This window comes from Mesorhizobium newzealandense, assembly GCF_042682145.1.
GTDB lineage: Bacteria > Pseudomonadota > Alphaproteobacteria > Rhizobiales > Rhizobiaceae > Mesorhizobium > Mesorhizobium newzealandense.
Map to the genome: position 1 here is coordinate 557,556 of NZ_JBHUGZ010000030.1, position 16,225 is coordinate 573,780.

19 protein-coding genes are annotated in these 16,225 nt (G+C 60.4%); 6 read left to right on the forward strand and 13 right to left on the reverse strand.

The features are described from left to right. Positions 1–10: 10 nt before the first annotated feature. From ACFSOZ_RS36765 to ACFSOZ_RS36820, 12 genes are all read right to left on the reverse strand, one after another. Complete coding sequence (locus ACFSOZ_RS36765) at positions 11–1,780, reverse strand: hypothetical protein (protein WP_379106435.1); 1,770 nt, start codon at positions 1,778–1,780, stop codon at positions 11–13. A gap of 141 nt (positions 1,781–1,921) precedes the next feature. Then, positions 1,922–2,137, reverse strand: a complete 216-nt coding sequence (locus ACFSOZ_RS36770; protein ID WP_379106437.1) for a hypothetical protein — start codon at positions 2,135–2,137, stop codon at positions 1,922–1,924. 22 nt (positions 2,138–2,159) lie between these two features. After that, positions 2,160–3,476 (reverse strand): HK97 family phage prohead protease, encoded by a 1,317-nt coding sequence (locus ACFSOZ_RS36775; protein WP_379106438.1) that lies wholly within the window; start codon positions 3,474–3,476, stop codon positions 2,160–2,162. A 10-nt stretch (positions 3,477–3,486) separates the two neighbouring features. After that, a complete protein-coding gene (locus ACFSOZ_RS36780) occupies positions 3,487–4,533 on the reverse strand; it encodes a phage major capsid protein (RefSeq protein ID WP_379106440.1) in 1,047 nt (348 codons plus the stop codon). Between the two features lie 77 nt (positions 4,534–4,610). Further along, entirely contained in the window at positions 4,611–4,817 is a 207-nt protein-coding gene (locus ACFSOZ_RS36785; protein WP_379106442.1) for a hypothetical protein, read from the reverse strand. A gap of 73 nt (positions 4,818–4,890) precedes the next feature. Continuing rightward, complete coding sequence (locus ACFSOZ_RS36790) at positions 4,891–5,115, reverse strand: hypothetical protein (protein ID WP_379106444.1); 225 nt, start codon at positions 5,113–5,115, stop codon at positions 4,891–4,893. Next, positions 5,112–6,242 carry an AAA family ATPase gene (locus tag ACFSOZ_RS36795; RefSeq protein WP_379106446.1) on the reverse strand — a complete coding sequence of 377 codons (1,131 nt, stop codon included), beginning with the start codon at positions 6,240–6,242 and terminating at the stop codon, positions 5,112–5,114. Before ACFSOZ_RS36795 ends, ACFSOZ_RS36790 begins: the two co-directional genes overlap by 4 nt. Further along, complete coding sequence (locus tag ACFSOZ_RS36800; protein WP_379106448.1) at positions 6,239–6,604, reverse strand: hypothetical protein; 366 nt, start codon at positions 6,602–6,604, stop codon at positions 6,239–6,241. Before ACFSOZ_RS36800 ends, ACFSOZ_RS36795 begins: the two co-directional genes overlap by 4 nt. Next, positions 6,585–6,788, reverse strand: coding sequence for a hypothetical protein (locus ACFSOZ_RS36805; protein WP_379106450.1), 204 nt, complete (start codon positions 6,786–6,788; stop codon positions 6,585–6,587). The genes ACFSOZ_RS36800 and ACFSOZ_RS36805 overlap by 20 nt, the downstream gene beginning before the upstream one ends. After that, complete coding sequence (locus ACFSOZ_RS36810) at positions 6,785–7,006, reverse strand: DNA-binding protein (protein WP_379106452.1); 222 nt, start codon at positions 7,004–7,006, stop codon at positions 6,785–6,787. The genes ACFSOZ_RS36805 and ACFSOZ_RS36810 overlap by 4 nt, the downstream gene beginning before the upstream one ends. Positions 7,007–7,088: 82 nt before the next feature. After that, a complete protein-coding gene (locus ACFSOZ_RS36815) occupies positions 7,089–7,598 on the reverse strand; it encodes a hypothetical protein (RefSeq protein WP_379106455.1) in 510 nt (169 codons plus the stop codon). Beyond that, entirely contained in the window at positions 7,595–8,881 is a 1,287-nt protein-coding gene (locus ACFSOZ_RS36820) for a tyrosine-type recombinase/integrase (RefSeq protein WP_379106457.1), read from the reverse strand. The genes ACFSOZ_RS36815 and ACFSOZ_RS36820 overlap by 4 nt, the downstream gene beginning before the upstream one ends. A gap of 519 nt (positions 8,882–9,400) precedes the next feature. On the opposite strand from ACFSOZ_RS36820, the gene ACFSOZ_RS36825 reads away from it, so the two are divergent. From ACFSOZ_RS36825 to ACFSOZ_RS36840, 4 genes are all read left to right on the forward strand, one after another. Further along, complete coding sequence (locus tag ACFSOZ_RS36825) at positions 9,401–9,619, forward strand: hypothetical protein (RefSeq protein WP_379106460.1); 219 nt, start codon at positions 9,401–9,403, stop codon at positions 9,617–9,619. A 191-nt stretch (positions 9,620–9,810) separates the two neighbouring features. Then, positions 9,811–10,599 carry a GGDEF domain-containing protein gene (locus ACFSOZ_RS36830; protein WP_379106461.1) on the forward strand — a complete coding sequence of 263 codons (789 nt, stop codon included), beginning with the start codon at positions 9,811–9,813 and terminating at the stop codon, positions 10,597–10,599. A 156-nt stretch (positions 10,600–10,755) separates the two neighbouring features. After that, positions 10,756–11,763 (forward strand): glycosyltransferase family 4 protein, encoded by a 1,008-nt coding sequence (locus tag ACFSOZ_RS36835; protein WP_379106463.1) that lies wholly within the window; start codon positions 10,756–10,758, stop codon positions 11,761–11,763. A gap of 156 nt (positions 11,764–11,919) precedes the next feature. Beyond that, positions 11,920–13,146: an anion transporter gene (locus ACFSOZ_RS36840; RefSeq protein WP_379106465.1), complete on the forward strand. Its 1,227-nt coding sequence runs from the start codon at positions 11,920–11,922 to the stop codon at positions 13,144–13,146. On the opposite strand, the gene ACFSOZ_RS36845 is transcribed toward ACFSOZ_RS36840, so the two are convergent. Beyond that, positions 13,143–13,730, reverse strand: coding sequence for a TetR/AcrR family transcriptional regulator (locus ACFSOZ_RS36845; RefSeq protein ID WP_379106467.1), 588 nt, complete (start codon positions 13,728–13,730; stop codon positions 13,143–13,145). The genes ACFSOZ_RS36840 and ACFSOZ_RS36845 overlap by 4 nt on opposite strands. An 80-nt stretch (positions 13,731–13,810) precedes the next feature. Here ACFSOZ_RS36845 and ACFSOZ_RS36850 point away from each other — a divergent pair, with 80 nt between their 5' ends. Continuing rightward, positions 13,811–14,737, forward strand: a complete 927-nt coding sequence (locus ACFSOZ_RS36850; RefSeq protein WP_379106469.1) for a crotonase/enoyl-CoA hydratase family protein — start codon at positions 13,811–13,813, stop codon at positions 14,735–14,737. A 130-nt stretch (positions 14,738–14,867) separates the two neighbouring features. Continuing rightward, positions 14,868–16,190, forward strand: a complete 1,323-nt coding sequence (locus ACFSOZ_RS36855; protein ID WP_379106471.1) for a serine hydroxymethyltransferase — start codon at positions 14,868–14,870, stop codon at positions 16,188–16,190. Positions 16,191–16,225: the final 35 nt, after the last annotated feature.

Here is a 16,225-nt window from a genome sequence, read left to right on the forward strand (position 1 = left end):
GAGATCCTTTCTAAGCGCTCGCTGCTGCGTTGATCAGTTCGTCATACATTTCGCGAGCCCGCTGTTTTGCCGTATCGGTGCTTTCGCCGGCAGCGGCATGGTAATTCAGAGTGAACGAATTGCCCGGTTGAGCGACTGAAACGTCGGTGTTGCTGCTGCCGTCACTCGCCGTGCTCGGGAATTGAAGACTAGGCCGCTCGACCGAACCAACGCCCCAGCTGGAAATGTAACTGCCAATGCTCGGGTCGAAGGCATCGCCGAATGCATAGGCACCTGGACCGATGCCGCCAGCTTTTCCAGGGCCGCCACCGGCAACGAGCGCCGCCAGGATAGAGCTGGACAGGCCGCCGATATTCCCCCTGACGACATCGCTCAACTTGCTGATAGTTATCTGCTCTTGCTGAACTTGCTGCTGCGAATACTGGCCCATGTCGTTGCTAAGATCGCGGAGATAGCCCTTGGTGTTGCGGTCGAGCTTGGAAACGTTGTCGGCGGTCGTGCTGGTATTGTCGGCGGTCTCGCTGCTGTATTTCGTGACGTTGACGCCGGAGCTGTTGGCATTGTTCTGAACTACCGGGGCACCCTTGCCGGGCAAGGTGATGCTGTTCGGATCGCCGCCATACCGGGTGACATTTGGAAGGGCGCCCGTTGTCGTTCCGCGCATCGACGCCAGCGCTTCCATCGAGGCATTCTCGGCGGCTCGGAAGGCCTCGGCAAAGCCGGCGCTGATTTCATTCGCCGCCGACACGCCAACGCCCTGAACTTCGAGCAATCTGGCTTTAAGATCATTGAGGCTGGAGGTAGCGTCATCGATCTCGACTTTCACATTCGCGCCCTGCTCGGCCTGAGCCTTCAGTTCGGCCAGCTTTTGCTCCAGGAAGTCGATGCCCTTGGTCAACTCGCTAACATCTGCCGAGCCAGGAGCCACCAGATTGCCTTTGGCCAGTCTGTCCAAGACGCTGCCTTCACGGATCGGCGCGCTACCCAAGGCAACCAGAAGTTCATTGAAGCTCGCCCAGCTAGGATCGTTTATGAACTTATCAACCGCGGCGGAACCGTTGTTGATCTCTTTCGAAAGGTTCGCAAAGCCGGCAGCGGCGTCGACCAGCAAGGGCGCCAGATTGATCAGCGCTTCTCCCAGTTGGACGTGGGTAACCTTGGCGAGGACATCGAGCTTGTCATCGAGTTCGCCGGCACGCTGAAGCAAATCGTCAGGAATGATAATGCCCAGATCCCGAGCCGACTTTTTCATCGCGTCGATCGAGGCACGGCCTTGATCGAGGAATCGCGCCATCTCGACGCCGCCCTTGCCAAACACCACCGCGGCAAGCGCAGCCTTCTGGGTGGCATCGGTGGTCTGAGCCATCGCATCGGCGACGAGCTTAAGACGTTCCTCCTGGTCCTTGGCGTTGATGATGTTCTGTAGCAGTTGCGGGTTTAAATTCTTCAGGCCGGCGTACAATGCGCCTGTTCCATGCTCTGCCAGCCCGGCATTCTTGGCAAAGATTGTCAGCGCTGAATTGAAGCTCTCCTGCTCAACGTTGGCTTGCTTGGCCGCGAAACCAAGCGCCTGATAAGTCTCTGGCTTAAGTCCGGTCTGCTTGGCGTTGGTGGCTATCTCGTCATATTCGGAAATGGTCTCCTTCAGTTTGTCGAAGGCGCCGCCAAGAGAAGCCAGCGCCGTTAGACCGACACCGGCCGCGAGACCACCGACGAACGTCTTCAGCGTGCCTGCCGCCAGTGCGGTGTGTTTTTCTATCGCCGCAATGCTCTTGGACATGCGCTGGCTTTGCGTCTCGGCTCTTGGACATGCGCTGGCTTTGCGTCTCGACAGTCGCCGCGCTCTTGCGAAACCCGTCCGCGAACTTCTGCGAATTTGTCGACAAATCGATCGAAATTGAACCGACTGTTGCAACCACGATCAGGCACTCCCTTCGGTCTTGATGCGGCCGATCTCTGCGGCAAACTGGGGATTGTGCGCGGCCAGGAAGGCACTCATTGCGGCCTCAGTCTCCGCCAGCGCTGCCATGCCGGAGCCGCTGACCAGAAAGGCCATTTCGATGCCTGACAGGATGACGTTGCGGGCAATGTGAAGCCGCTGTTCGTCCGGTGAATTGTGGCGAGGTTTCTGTGTCATCGAAAACTTTTTTTGTTACCGTTTATGACAACAAATCTCCGGGGACCGGTCGGCGAGTTGTCGCTGCTTTTTCCTCAGATACACGGAGCCGTGCGCCTTCGGGTCCAGAGCGAAGCGCTTGAACTCCTCGATGCTGTCGGTCTTCCACTGCGCAAGCTCTGCCTTGCGTTTCGTGAGATATGCCGCCAACTCGTGTGTGTGCCTTTCCAAGTTTCGGAGGATTGGTTGTGCCTTTCGCGGCGAGTTGCCACGATGTCGGGTTGGTGCCTGGCAACGTGCCTTCCTGCACGTCTTGCAGGGCAGCCCAGAGCGAACCGTCGTGCGTGACCATTGCGCCTTTGCCGTATGGCAGCGCGCGCTGGTAGACCCCTTTGTAGGCGTCCTGCCGGCCGGTCGCTTCGATGGCCTCGATACGCTCGCGGACACGATTGAAGGCCTGCGTGATCTCTACGAAGAAAATTGCATGCTCGCCGAGCGTGAAGGGTACGTTCCTCGCTTCATGGGACATGCCGAGCGCCTTCATCGCGGCAACCTCGGCGGCCAGATATTCCTTGGAGGCGCCTACCTCACGTGCCGATTGATGAGCAATTGCCGGCTTAGGCTTCTCGGCCTCGCCGATCTCGACGGCAAAGCGCTTCTCGTGCAGCTTCTCGACGGTTTGGGAAAGCGTGGATATCTGCGCGTTGAGGCGGCGCTGCATGCCTTCGTCCTGGTCGAGCGCGTGCTTCGATGTGTCGGCCTTTACCTGTGCCTGCTTGTCGGCAATCTGGCGCTGAAGCCGGGTAAGTTCGCCATCCACCTTGGCAAGCGCGGCAGCGCGTAGATCGAGGACCGGCTCATTGGTGATGACGGCCATATCTTTGCTGCCGCCGAATTCGAAGCGCTTGACGTTTTCAATCGTCGCTTCGTGGTTTGCCGGAATTGCGCAAAGGCTTAATTCCATCACTTCAATCGACTTATAGTGCAGCCCGCCAGACGGAAGGCGCTCGACACCATCTTCCAGTGCCCGGAAGCCGATGGAAACAGCCCGGATGACGCCGCTTTCGACGGATTGCCAAGCCTCTTGGGTCCGGTCTTGAAGCACGCCTGGCTCGTCAATCTTCGGGATATCGGCATCGAACTTGATGCCTGCTTTCGTCGGTTTGTTGAACCTGGCGCGGCCCACCGGGAGACGCGCGTCGTGGTGAAGCAGCAACGGCAAATCTGGCGCGTACTTCACGCCGAGCGGGGAAATTATATCTCCAACCCTGTCAACAGCCGGAGTCGTAGCCCAGCCCGAGAATGTACGCTTCTTCGGGTCAAAGGACTTGACGGAAATGACGGCGTAAGCGCGTTCCATCAGCTTATCCTCACGGGCTATTCGCGCTGCCCCAATCGACCCCGGTCAGCTTGTAGACGCTGTTTGCACGAACGACTTTCGCGCCGGCATACGTGCTTGCCTGAATGGCCGTGAGGCCGCGCTGAAACAGATTGATCAGCGTCGTGTTCGCCGTAGCGGGTGAATCGGGACTGTCGTCCAATTGAATCGAGGCGTGCCGGAAATTGTCGACCTGGATAACGTCGGCATTGCCGGCGATGCCGCTTGCGTCGACCACATAGAAGGCGTCGGATGCGCAGGCATCGCAGGGAAGCAGAGGCGTCTTCAGCAGCAAACCGCCGCTCACAGGATTGATGTCGGCAAAGGCGTAGCCGCCGTCGATGGTCATCGTGGCGAGTAGTTTCACGCGGTCTGGATGCGCAATGAAAAACAGCTTGGACATCGCGCCAAGGTCGGTGGCAGCGAGTGCGACCTTCAGATCCTGCTGAACCGCGTCGACCGTGCTGCCAATGCTGACAGACGTATTTGCGCCGGCATCGAGGATCGTGAGGAACTGCTGGTCGGCCGTATAGGAAACGGCGCCGCGCAATTCCTGAGAAATGATCGGGTCCGCGAGCGCTCCGAGCTTCAGCAATTCGTTCGAAACGACAACGAAAGCGGTTGCTCGGAAGGCATCCACGTATTCGTTCTCAAAGGACATGCGCGTCATGCGCTTGGCGCTGCCTTCGCCGACGACATAGCCGCTCGCATTCGCAGTGAAGGCCACAAGCTGGCTGCGAAGCGGCACCTTCAGCATCGCGTCGAGGATGCGGAAGAAACAGCCGACGTTCCTCAAGCTTTCCATGAAGGCGTCGGAGACGACCCGATAGGGCGCCAATTCGGAGCCCCAGGTGCCGTTGCCGATGCTGCCGCCGACAACGGCGGATTTCATGGCCTTGATGGCGTCGAGGATACGGGGCGGCGCGTCGGCATATTCCAGTTCGCCGGCATCTTTGTAGTAAGCCATGACACGGGCAACACGGGCGAAATCCATGCCCTTGTCGATGTCGGCGTTGGCGACGTGGATTGAACCGCGCATTTTCGTCTCCTTCAAATCAGTCGCCTTGAGATTCGCACGTATCGCAAACGCGTGACGCAACGTGTTGCGCAGGGGCTTCAGACGTCGAACAGCGCGGCCTCGCCAGCGGCGATGTACGCTTCGAGCGCCCTGGCTATCGCCTCTTTGTCGTCGGCCAGATGTGCAGGGAGGAAGCCCGCGCCGACGAGCAACGCCGATACATGGGCTTCGTCGTGCCATGTGCGCAAACAGACCAAACCGGCCTTTGCCTTTTGCCGGGAGACCGTCGAGCGCGCCGTCGTCATGGCAGCGCCCCGAGAATGAGGGCGCCTATGACGGCAACGGAAACGAGCATCATGAGATAGGTTGCGGCGGGGCTCATGCCGGAAAAGCTCCGTCATGATCAGTCGCTTCCATATGTGCCAGGATAGCGGTCTCGATCAGTTTCTTCGCAGCGGCGACGGCATCACCCCGCGATGGAAAGACGGCCTTTGCGCGCCATCCTCCCTGCTCGAATTGTTGAACCTCGAACGCACCTGCAAGCCGCCGACACGGAACCGTGCGAACGATAGGGCGCCGGTTGTCATTGTCCGCCGCCGTCATGACAGACCTCCGAACTCAGGCTGTTCTGCGAGGGGTGCTAACCTCGCTACCTCGCTAACTTTGGTGTTGATGTCCTTGGTTTCCGGGCCTTCGCGGTCCAAAGTTAGTGAGTTAGCTAGGTTAGCGGGGGTCTGGGGTTTGCGTTTGCGCGGGTGAAGATAGCGGCCACGGGCTTCCTTCTCGACTTCACCGGCCTCCATCATCTTATGCAGGAGGAACTTGATATTGGTCACCGGCTGCCTGGTGGCTGCGGCGATGTCCTGGGGGCCCATCGGCTCATCCGAGCTTTCCAGCGCCGCCAGGATAGCGCCACGCTGTTCAGAGCGGTGAACTTCGGCAGCGGCGCCGACGATCGCCCAGCGGCAACTTGCCTTGTCGAAAGTTAGGGCGTGTTCGGCTTCCTCGACATCGCGACCGCGAATATAGAGCGTCGTGCCTTGGGAGTTCCTGGCGATCACCATGATGGTGTCCGCGCAGCCGGCCAGACCTAGCGTCCCGGAAACCGTGTCGAGCGGATCCTCCGCTTCCATCTTGCGCGTGTGGTGCAAAACCACGATGGCCATGCCGATATCGTTGGCTAGGCGGTGCAACCCTTCGAGAGCCGCATAGTCGAGTTCATAGCCCTGCTGCGTCCTGATAGGCTTTACGCCGGCCAGGGTGTCGAGGATGACAAGCCGGGGATTGCCAGCATTGCGCGCCCACTCTGCGATGTCGTCTACGCCGCCCTTATCTAGCCGGCGCCACGATGTCGTAAGCGTCAGGCGATCGGGCCAGGCGCCATTGAGCGCCGGCAAGATCTTGTCGAGACGGCGCTGAAGGCGGCGCGGATTGTCTTCCATCGCCGCGTAGAGGACATCTCCCTGCTCAGGCTCATAGCTGCCCAGACATATCCTATTGGCAGAGATGGCTGCGGCGATCTCGAATGCCATCCACGACTTGCCAAGCTTCGGACGACCGGCGAGGATCGTCAGGCCCTCGGGGATCAAGCCGGGGACGGCGTATTTCGCTTCGGGAAAGCGCATCTGCTGCAACGCAGCGGCTGTAAATGTGCCTGCGCGCCAGTCGTGCTGCTTGCCCTCTCGGCGCAGATCGGCTTTGCCGGCGAACACGTCATCGATGTCGATCATGCCCGCCTCCGATCTCGCAACGCGCGCCATTCGATTGCGGCTTGGACGAAGTAGTCGGGAACTTCCTCGATGCTTGGACGGCGCCGGCCATGCCATTCTGCGAGCAGCGTGGCGGTTCCATCGTTGAGGCTGTTGAGCAGGCGGCAGGAATAGCCCTCGTCGTCCAAACGAAACACGGCGTTCATGAGATGGCCGCGAGCCATGCGGACGGACGAAAGGACGGGAGCCGGCACCGCTTGCTGGTCGGGGTGTTCTGCGGTATCTTGATACCGTCGATTAGAGCCCCCGCCCGTCGACCACTGTCCAAAGGCCTGGCCGCTTGCCGCGGCTGGGCTTTTGACTTTAGGAGGCGCCGTTGTCATTCGCGCCTCCCCAGTACTGCCTCTCGGTCACCATCCGCACAGCGACAATCGCGTCCGCTGCCCGGAGCCCGAAGCGCTCGCGAAGTTCGACAACCGCAGGTCTTGGGCGAAGATTTTTCGGCGTTTCGGCCAGCCAGGTCGCCGCCGCCAAAATCAATTCAATTTCGCGCTCGGGGGTCATCATGCGGCCTCCGACGTGCTGAAACGCGGCGCCGAGAGCTTGCCATCTGCGTAGATGTCGAGATCTTGATCAGTGTAGACCGCAAGTCGGCCATAGATGCGGTACTGAGGACCGCCGCCGATGCAGGCCAATTTTTGCAGAGTGCGCCAACTGGTCCGAAGACCCTTGGCCGTGAGATAGGCCGCTGCTTCGCGGCGATCCCGGTAAGCGTCTGGTTGCATTTCCGTCTCCTTCGCTTGTGGTTGCTTGCGAAGGGAAGGAATTCCAGCTTTAGGGCCTTAAAGTTATGGCCAGAATTCCGAGCTAATTCTGGCGGTTTTTCCCACGTTCCATATTTTCGCGCGTGGTGTCCGTATTGGCCTGGAGGCGAGACACGTATTCATCAGCGACGAAACGTGCTGCCTCATCTTTCATCTGATCTGATTTTCCATGGTCGCGAATACCGAGCCGGCGATTGAGGTCTTTCCATTCCCTGTAAAACTTAGTTGCAATCGTTGCCGCCTCGTTCTCGGCTCCTTTTGGCCGACCCCGGCGCTTTTTGGGTCCAGCAAACCCGCCTTGAAGATAGAACGCCAACGCTTGGCGATCATCCGGCGTAATTTCGTAATCCGACCGAAGGATCTCTATAATTGGCCCGTTATTTCCTCTGTGCGCTTGAATGACGCAATTTAGGAATGGAGCGTCTTCGGCAAGGGAGCGCTCCAGCGCCTTTATTTGGGCAGGAGCGTCACCGACAAAATTGGCCATCACAGTAAGCCAATACTTCTGCAAATTCTGGCCGGAAACCTTCCACCCATCGTCATCTCGTTTCATAGCGCACCGCCTTTCAGCGGCACAACATCGGCCTTCGGTTCGCCCTTGGACGAGGCGAGCCCTGCCAATGCGACCGACGCGCCTTTCTCGGCAATGGCCTGCCGAGCGTCTTCAGCCCAATGCACGTATTTTTGCGAGGTAGCTAAGTCGCGATGGCCGAGCGCGGTCATGATCTCGCTGGCCTGAGCGCCAGCCATAGCCATGTGCGAGGCGAGGGAATGACGCAAGCCGTGCAGGCCGATGCGATCGGGCAGTTTCGCCTCGACGCGAACCTTGTTCCATATCTTGGACAAGACCACAGGCCCTTCACCTTTCGCGGGTGAAAAAACGAAGTCGTCAGGATCGCCGGCCGGCTGTCGAGCAATCAGAGCCTGCGCTGCGGTCGGCAAGCCGATGATCCGCGGCTTCCCTGTCTTGCCACCCGTCTTGTGGGAGGCCGGCGGCAGCGTCAACATTCCGGTTTTGAGATTTACGTGCGTCCATTTCAAACCTGCCACTTCGCCACGACGAGCGCCCGTCAAGGCAATGACCCTGATGGCGTCGGCTACAGGCTGACGGACACGCTTCTCCGCGTCCATGACGTCGAGCGTCTTGAATAGGCGTCCATAGGCGGCGGCATCATCAAGGATGACCTCCCGGACTCCATCGACGCTGGTCTTGAAGTCTTTTGCGGGGTTGCTGCCGATAAGCTTTTCGGTCACGGCCCAGGCAAAGGTGCTGCGAAGGAGCCGGAGCGATTTCCTTGCGGCGCCTTCGCCGCCCCTGACCCTCGCCAAACCACGCTTTCCCATCTTCTCCCGGATAGCGGTCTTGCCGTCGCGGATTGAGGCGTAGGCCTTTGAGAGATCACCAGGGCGCAAAGCGTCTACATGGAGTTTGCCGAGCAGCGGCTTTAGATGCCTGTTGATCCTGCCCTTGTCGGTAGCGCGTGTTCCAACGGCCTTGGCTTTGAATGCCTCCGATTCGAGATAGATATCGAGGACGTCATTGACCGTCGCGGCCTTCCGCCGCTGTTGCTTTTCATCGAGTGGATCTCGCCCAGCCTTAACGGCGCCGCGCATCTCGTCGGCTTTGTCCCTGGCCTCCTCAGCCGTCAATGATCCATGCTTGCCGATCGTGGCCCGGCGCTCGCGGGCCTCAGGGGTTCGATACTGGAAGATGTAGCTCTTGACCCCGGTCGGCAGCACAAGGAGGCCGAAGCCTTTGATCTGGTCATCCCAGACATAGAACCGGCGATCTGTAGGAGCTGCGGCATCGACAACGCGCTTGCTGATTTTTGGCACTTGCCTACCTCCGATTTTTGCTGACACAAACTGGCGCGTGTCAGCACCATGTCAGCAAAACGCGGTAAGTCAGGGGAAGCGTTAGGCGTGACAATAGGCGCGAAAGTAAGCGCAAAACCCTTTGAATGCAAGGCTTTGGTGTGGAAAAGTAAGCGTTGTGTCAGCACGAGGAAGCGCTATGGAACCGGCCTTCTAAGCCGATGGTCACAGGTTCGAATCCTGTCGGGATCGCCAAATATTTTCAAAGGTTTGCGCCAGTCGGTCTGATCAAGGCCGCAAGATCCGCCGTCCCGCGACTGCCGGTGCCCGCAACCTTATGCAACAGGACGTTGAGCCTTGGACATGCCGCCCATTCGTGCAGCGATCCGGAATTATTTCGTGATCCGGTAGGATCGGAACCTTAGCTCCCATCACGCGTTCCGGGCCTTGTATTCGCGGTGCCTCATAAAAAGACAATGTGCGGGCCTACGAATTGGGTGGGGTAAAACAAGCGCGGTTGGGGGGAGGAGAAACCAGATTATGTCGAATCGTGAAAATGGAACGTCCCCCGCATTGGGGCGGCGTATCGCTGAACTCAAAGCCAGAATGCGGGATGCCGAAATCTCCGATCATGAGATGAAAACGTTTCACAAGGTCGCCGCCATCATGGGGGCAGGCGACGGCGCCCTACGACTGGACGCCGACGACCTGATCGCGGCATCCTTCGTTGTCGGGAGTGGACCGGCGCCCAACCGCTGACATTTAGGATTTCCCCGCATTAGCCCGAAGTCCAGCAAAGGGACTGTCTCACTCTCACCGGCGAGCCCGGCTGCCATCGGTGCCGTTGATCTTCGGCTGCCGTGTCTCCCGATATCGAATTGGAAGGAAAGTCTTATCAATTTGTTTGCGTTGGTGCGTCATAGTAGCGGCGGCTAACGGAGTGGAATGCGATGAAGCTCGATCTGTCGCCGACGAGCTGGGGCAGAGTGATCGTTGTCACGGCAGCCGGTACGGCGTTCTTCATTGCCGTGGCGTTCTTCGTCGATTCCTTCAATTTCCCCTATCTCTCACCTGAGGCGGTGTGGCGGGCGCAAGTGACCGATCTGATGCTGCCTTTGGTGCTGGGCGGCTCGTTTCTGTCTTTCCTCATGTGGAAGATCCGCCAACTGGCCATCGCCCAGCGCGATCTCAGCATCGTAGCCGCCACCGACAGCCTGACGGCGGTGCTGAACCGCGGCGCCTTCTCGATGCTGGTCGAGGCCTATCTCGAGCAGACCCGCAGGCAGGAGCACGCCAATTCAGGGGCACTGCTGATCATCGACGCCGACCATTTCAAGTTGATCAACGACCGGCTCGGGCATGACTGCGGCGACCAGGCGCTCAAGCTGATAGCGCAGGCGATCAAAGGGCAGCTGCGCGGCGGCGATATCGTTGGCCGCATCGGTGGCGAGGAATTCGGCGTGTTTCTTCCCGGCGTGGATCCCGCGCAATCCTGGGTGGTTGCCGAAAGCATCCGCCGGCGGATCCGTGAAATGGACTTTTCTCCAGGCGGGCGGCCATGCCCGTTGTCCGTCAGCATCGGCGGCACAAGCTTTACCGGCCCGACCACCTTTGAAGAGATTTTCGTGGCGGCCGACAGACGGCTTTATACGGCCAAGTCGAACGGGCGCGATCAAGTCAGCTTCGATCCGGCAGGTGCCTCTCCGGTGCCTCTGCCCAGCATCGCCACGGTGCATTGACAACTGAGAAGGAAGCTGGCGTGGACCGCTTCCTTGACGTCCCCATGTCGCCGTGCTTCCTCCGCGTCGGTGATGTATGGATCACCGCTGAAAACGGTCCTGCGCTCCTGAGTTCCCCAAGCGTCCGGGCTGGCGGTCCAGTCACCGCTTGTCTCGATGCCGGCGAACGAATGGCGGGACGGCAAGATCAGCGCGGCAACTATGATTCATCTGTTCAATGGCTTTCAGAACCCCTTTGGCGGCAGTGACCTCGAAACCCTGGAGCTGTACCGGCTGCTGAGCGCCGACTCCGAGGTGCGTCTGTGGGCAACGTCCTCAAAAGTATCCCGCGAGTTGATGTGGCAACTTCCGATTCGCCGCATCTCACTGGCAAAGTGGAATGTGCCGGACGGCGGGACCTACGTCTTCCTCGGCGCGCATTGGCGCAACAAGATATGGCCTTACCTGATCCCCCGGCCGCGCCGGCTGATCTATGTCTTCAATACCTTTCACCCGAAAGTCATCGCGCTGACGACGCGCATGCCCCGCATGCTGAACTGGCCCGATGCCGAGCTGGTGCTGATTTCCGATTTTCAAAAACGCATGCTGGGGGTCGAGGGCGTCGTGCATCCGTCGCCGATCGATATCGAGCGTTTCCTACCGCAACCGGCCAAGCCGGGTCGTCCGTTCACGCTGGGACGATTGAGCCGCGACACCCCTGACAAACATCATGCGGACGATGTGCCGCTCTACGAAGCATTGCTAGCGGGTGGCGTCGCGCTGCGGATTCAGGGCGGGATGGTGCTCAAGGACAGGCTCAAGCCGCATTCGCAACTCGAACTCCTGCCGCAAGGCCGGTTTGCGGCTGAAGAGTTCCTGCCGACGCTCGACGTGTTCTACTATCGCAGCGGCTCGCATGTGGAGACGTTCGGCCGGGTGGTGTTCGAAGCGATGGCCTGTGGTCTGCCCGTGGTCTGCCATTCGCATGGCGGCTACGCCGACCATATCAGGCATGGCGAAAACGGTTTTCTGTTCGAGACGGCTCAACAGGCGGGGCAGATCCTGGCCAACCTCAAAGCCGATCCGGGGCTGCGGGCGACAGTGGGCCGCGAGGCGCGGCGGACCGTCGAGCAGCTGTTTTCCTCGCAGGCGCTTCGACAGCGGCTGGATTTCTATCTGCGTTAGCGGCACGTCAGCTGCTGGGCTTTGCGGACACCCTCGGCGCAACAACATGCCGGCCCGTTTGTCATCGATCTCGACATCGCGCTAAAGCTGGCATGCGAGCGAATCACCGGGCGGACGGGCCGCGGCGCGCCACAGACCGAGCAGGACTTCCTACCGATGACATTGATGGGCGCGGCGGCACTGCTGATCCTGGTCCTGACCTACGCTGGTGTCGCCATTGGCCGCATACCGGGCCTGCGTCTCGACCGGGCAGGGATCGCGCTGCTCGGCGGGGCCGCGATGATCGCCATCGGCGCGCTCAGCATGGAGGATGCCTACCGCGCGATCAATTTCGACACCATCACGCTTCTGCTCGGCATGATGATCGTGGTGGCGCATCTGAAGGTCTCCGGCGCCTTTCGCGGCCTCGGCGCCGTCGCCATCGAACACGCGCATGCGCCCTTCATGCTCCTCGTGATGGTGACGCTGCTGACTGGCGTGCTGTCGGCCTTCCTGGTCAACGACGCCATCTGCCTTGTCATGGCGCCGATCGTCGTCCACGTCACCCGCGTCATCAAGCGCAACCCGATCCCCTATCTGATCGCCACCGCCACTGCGTCGAATTGCGGCAGCGTCGCCACCATCACCGGCAATCCGCAAAACATGGTCATCGGCGCGCTGTCGGGTATTTCCTATCCTGCCTTTTCGGCCGCACTCGCGCCGGTCGCCCTGTTTGGCCTCGTCGCCGTCATTGTCATCATCCGCATCGTCTACCGGACCGAATTCGCCCGCACGGTCACACTGACGCCCGAGGTCTCGCGTGGCCGCATGCACAAGGGACAGGTGCTGAAGGCGGTGGTGGTCTGCATCGGATTGGCCGTCGCCTTCTTCGCCGGCGTGCCCGTCGCCAAGGCGGCACTCGTCGGCGGTGCCATCCTGTTGCTCACCCGTGCCATCAAACCGGAACGCATCTACCGCGAGATCGACGGTCCGCTGCTGTTCATGTTCGCCGGTCTGTTCGTGGTCGTCGCCGGTGCGGAAAAGACGCTGCTGACGCCCGACATCATCGCCTCGGCAAAGGATCTCGGGCTGGACGATGTCTGGCGCCTGTCCGGCTTCACCGCGGTGCTCTCCAACATCATGAGCAATGTGCCGGCCGTGCTTGCGCTCAGGCCCTTCATACCCGGCCTCGAAAACCCCGAACGTGCCTGGCTGGTCGTCGCCATGAGTTCGACGCTGGCCGGCAATTTCACGCTGCTCGGTTCGGTCGCCAACCTGATTGTCGCCGAGCAGGCAAGGGCTGCCGGCACACAGCTGTCGTTCGGCGCCTTCTTCAAGGTCGGCTTGCCGCTGACGCTGATAACGCTTGCCGTGGGCACGGCATGGCTGGCGTTGGGATTCTAGACCCGGTTGCTTGAAATTCGCGCCCGCACAAGCGTCGCCGCGGCGCGGCCGGCTGCCTCGATATAATCGGGGTTGCGGTGGATCAGCATGATCGAAAACGAGCCGTCTATCAGCAGCACGATCTCGCGTGCCAGGGCCTGCGGCTCCTCGACGCCGCGGTCAGAGAATTCGCCGGCCAGCCATGTTTCAAAATTTGACTTGTGCCGCGACCCGACCTTGATCGCCGGGTGTCCGGGCATCGAGGCTAATTCTGCAGCCGTGCGCAGGAAACCGCATCCCTTCCATTTCGGATGGCGCGCGGCCCTCGCCAGATTGGTGAAGATCGCCTCGACCTTGCGATCCGCCCCGCCTTCGGCGGCATCGAACCAGATGGCCATCCGCTTCAGATTGGGTTGGTCGCGGCCATCGAGATAGGCGGCGATCAGATCGTCCTTGCTCTTGAAGTGGTAGTAAAGCGTCCGCTTGGTGAGCCCTGCCTTTTCGGCGATGGCATCGACGCTGACACGGCCGATTCCCTCCGCATAGAAGAGCTTCGTCGCGGCTTCGACAATGCGTTTGCGGGTAGGACTCGACGCTTCAGGCATGGAGTGATGTATACCGACTAGTAAATATACAAGCAATCGAAAGCGTGATCCTTTCCAGAGGTATCTGGAAAGGAAGAACAATGACCGATCTTGTCCTGAGCGAGACCCGCGACGGGGTAACCATCCTCACCCTCAACCGGCCGGAGAAACTCAACGCGCTGAATTATGCCCTGATCGATCGCCTGCTTGCGATCCTTGACGACATCGAAGTCGATGACGGCGTCCGCGCGGTCATTCTGACTGGCGCAGGGGAGCGGGCGTTTTCGGCGGGAGGCGACATTCACGAGTTCTCGGCCAGCGTGGCGCTTGGGACCGATGTCGCGATGCGCGACTTCGTCATGCGCGGGCAGCGGCTGACGGCAAGGCTGGAGGCATTCCGCAAACCGGTCATCGCCGCCGTCAACGGCATTGCCTTTGGCGGTGGCTGCGAGATCACCGAGGCCGTGCCGCTCGCCATCGCCAGCGAACGCGCCCTGTTCGCCAAGCCGGAAATCAACCTCGCAATGCCACCGACCTTTGGCGGAACGCAGCGCTTGCCCAGACTCGCCGGGCGCAAGCGTGCGCTCGAACTGCTTTTGACCGGCGATTGGTTTCCGCCGCAGCGCGCCCTTGAACTTGGCCTCGTCAACCAGGTGGTGCCGCATGGCGATTTGATGCCGGCCGCAATCGGCCTGGCCAGGCGTATCCTGCGGCATTCAGATCTGGCGGTCGCGAGCATCCTCACGGCGGTGGCGCGCGGTCTCAACCAGAGCATCGCCGAAGGCCTGCTGGTCGAGGCCGAGCAGTTCGCCCGCATGGCTCCGACCGCCGACCTGCGCGAGGGGCTCGATGCCTGGCTTGCGCGCCGCGAGCCCCGCTATGACGGCTCACGGACGCATGTCGCGCGGCCGGACGAGGCCAGGCGGGCCTCGTTGGCGCTGGATCAGCTTGCGGAACAACATCAAGACACTGCCTCATGGCCTTTGATATCTGGATGGAAGCGGCAGAAACCACCAACCTCCAAATAGGGCAAAGTCGATAGACCTAGTTTTCCTAAGCCTAGGCGCTAGAACTACTTGTTTGCGCCAAGCCAACAACCAGCGTCATTCTGGACACCATTCGCAGCCGGATCATCGGCGAATGGCAATGGAGGCATCGTTGGTCGCTCTCGCTCGCAGGCCCTGGATTTCATCGCATTGCGATGAGTTCGCCCAGCAACTGGCGCAGACAATCAGCCATCAAACGACCGACGCCGTCATGGCGGCAATCGACAGGGGCATCGAGCTGAACCGTTCGATACACGAGGCCGATTGCATCAACCTCAACCCTGCGACCAATGTAATGAACCCGAAGGCCGAGGCGGCGCTTGCATCCGGCCTGGGATCGCGCCCGTCGCTCGGCTATCCCGGCGACAAGTATGAAATGGGGTTGGAAGGTGTCGAACAGATCGAGGTGATCGCGGCGGAACTCGCAGCTGAAGTCTTCGGCGCCAGATACGCCGAGATCCGGGTGCCGTCCGGCGCGATCGCCAATCTCTACGCCTTCATGGTCGCTGCTCGACCAGGCGACAGGATCATTGTCCCTTCGCCGGCGATCGGGGGCCATGTCACCCACCATATGGCCGGCTGCGCTGGTCTCTATGGGCTGGATATCCACACCGCACCGGTCGATGCCGACGGCTACACCGTCGATGTCGGGAAATTGCGCGACCTGGCCAGGTCGATAAAGCCGAAGATGATAACGATAGGCAGCAGCCTCAACCTGCTGCCCCATCCCATTCGCGAGATCCGGGCGATAGCCGACGAGGTCGACGCGCTTGTTCTCTTCGATGCCGCACATCTGTGCGGCATGATTGCCGGGCATGCCTGGCAGCAGCCGTTGCAGGAAGGTGCTCATCTGATGACGATGAGCACCTACAAGAGCCTTGGCGGTCCAGCGTCAGGGTTGATCGTCACCAACGACGCCGCTGTCGCCGAAAGACTGGACAGGATCGCCTTTCCCGGCATGACGGCCAATTTCGATGCCGCCAAGTCGGCTGCTCTTGCTATCACCCTTCTTGACTGGAAAGACCACGGCAAGGCTTACGCCGCGATGATGGCACGGACAGCAAAAGCACTGGCCAACAGCCTTGCCGATCGCGGTCTGCCGGTGTTCTCGACGAACAAGGGCTACACGACATCGCACCAGTTTGCCATCAAGGGGGCCGAGTTCGGCGGTGGCCAGGCAGCGGCAAGAAAGTTGCGGTCGGCCAATATTCTGAGCTGCGGCATCGGCTTACCGATCGACGCGGTTGACGGCGACATGAATGGGCTGCGCCTTGGCACCCCCGAGATCGTCCGCTGGGGCATGACCGAAGACGACATGCCGGAACTTGCGGCTCTCATTGCCAGGGGACTGTGCGGCAATGACGCCAGCGAACAGGTTGCTGCGGACGTCACGACATTCCGGCGCCGGTTCAACAAACTTCATTTTGTGAACTGACGGCCAGAACCCGCGGGCAAATGCCCGCCACTCAA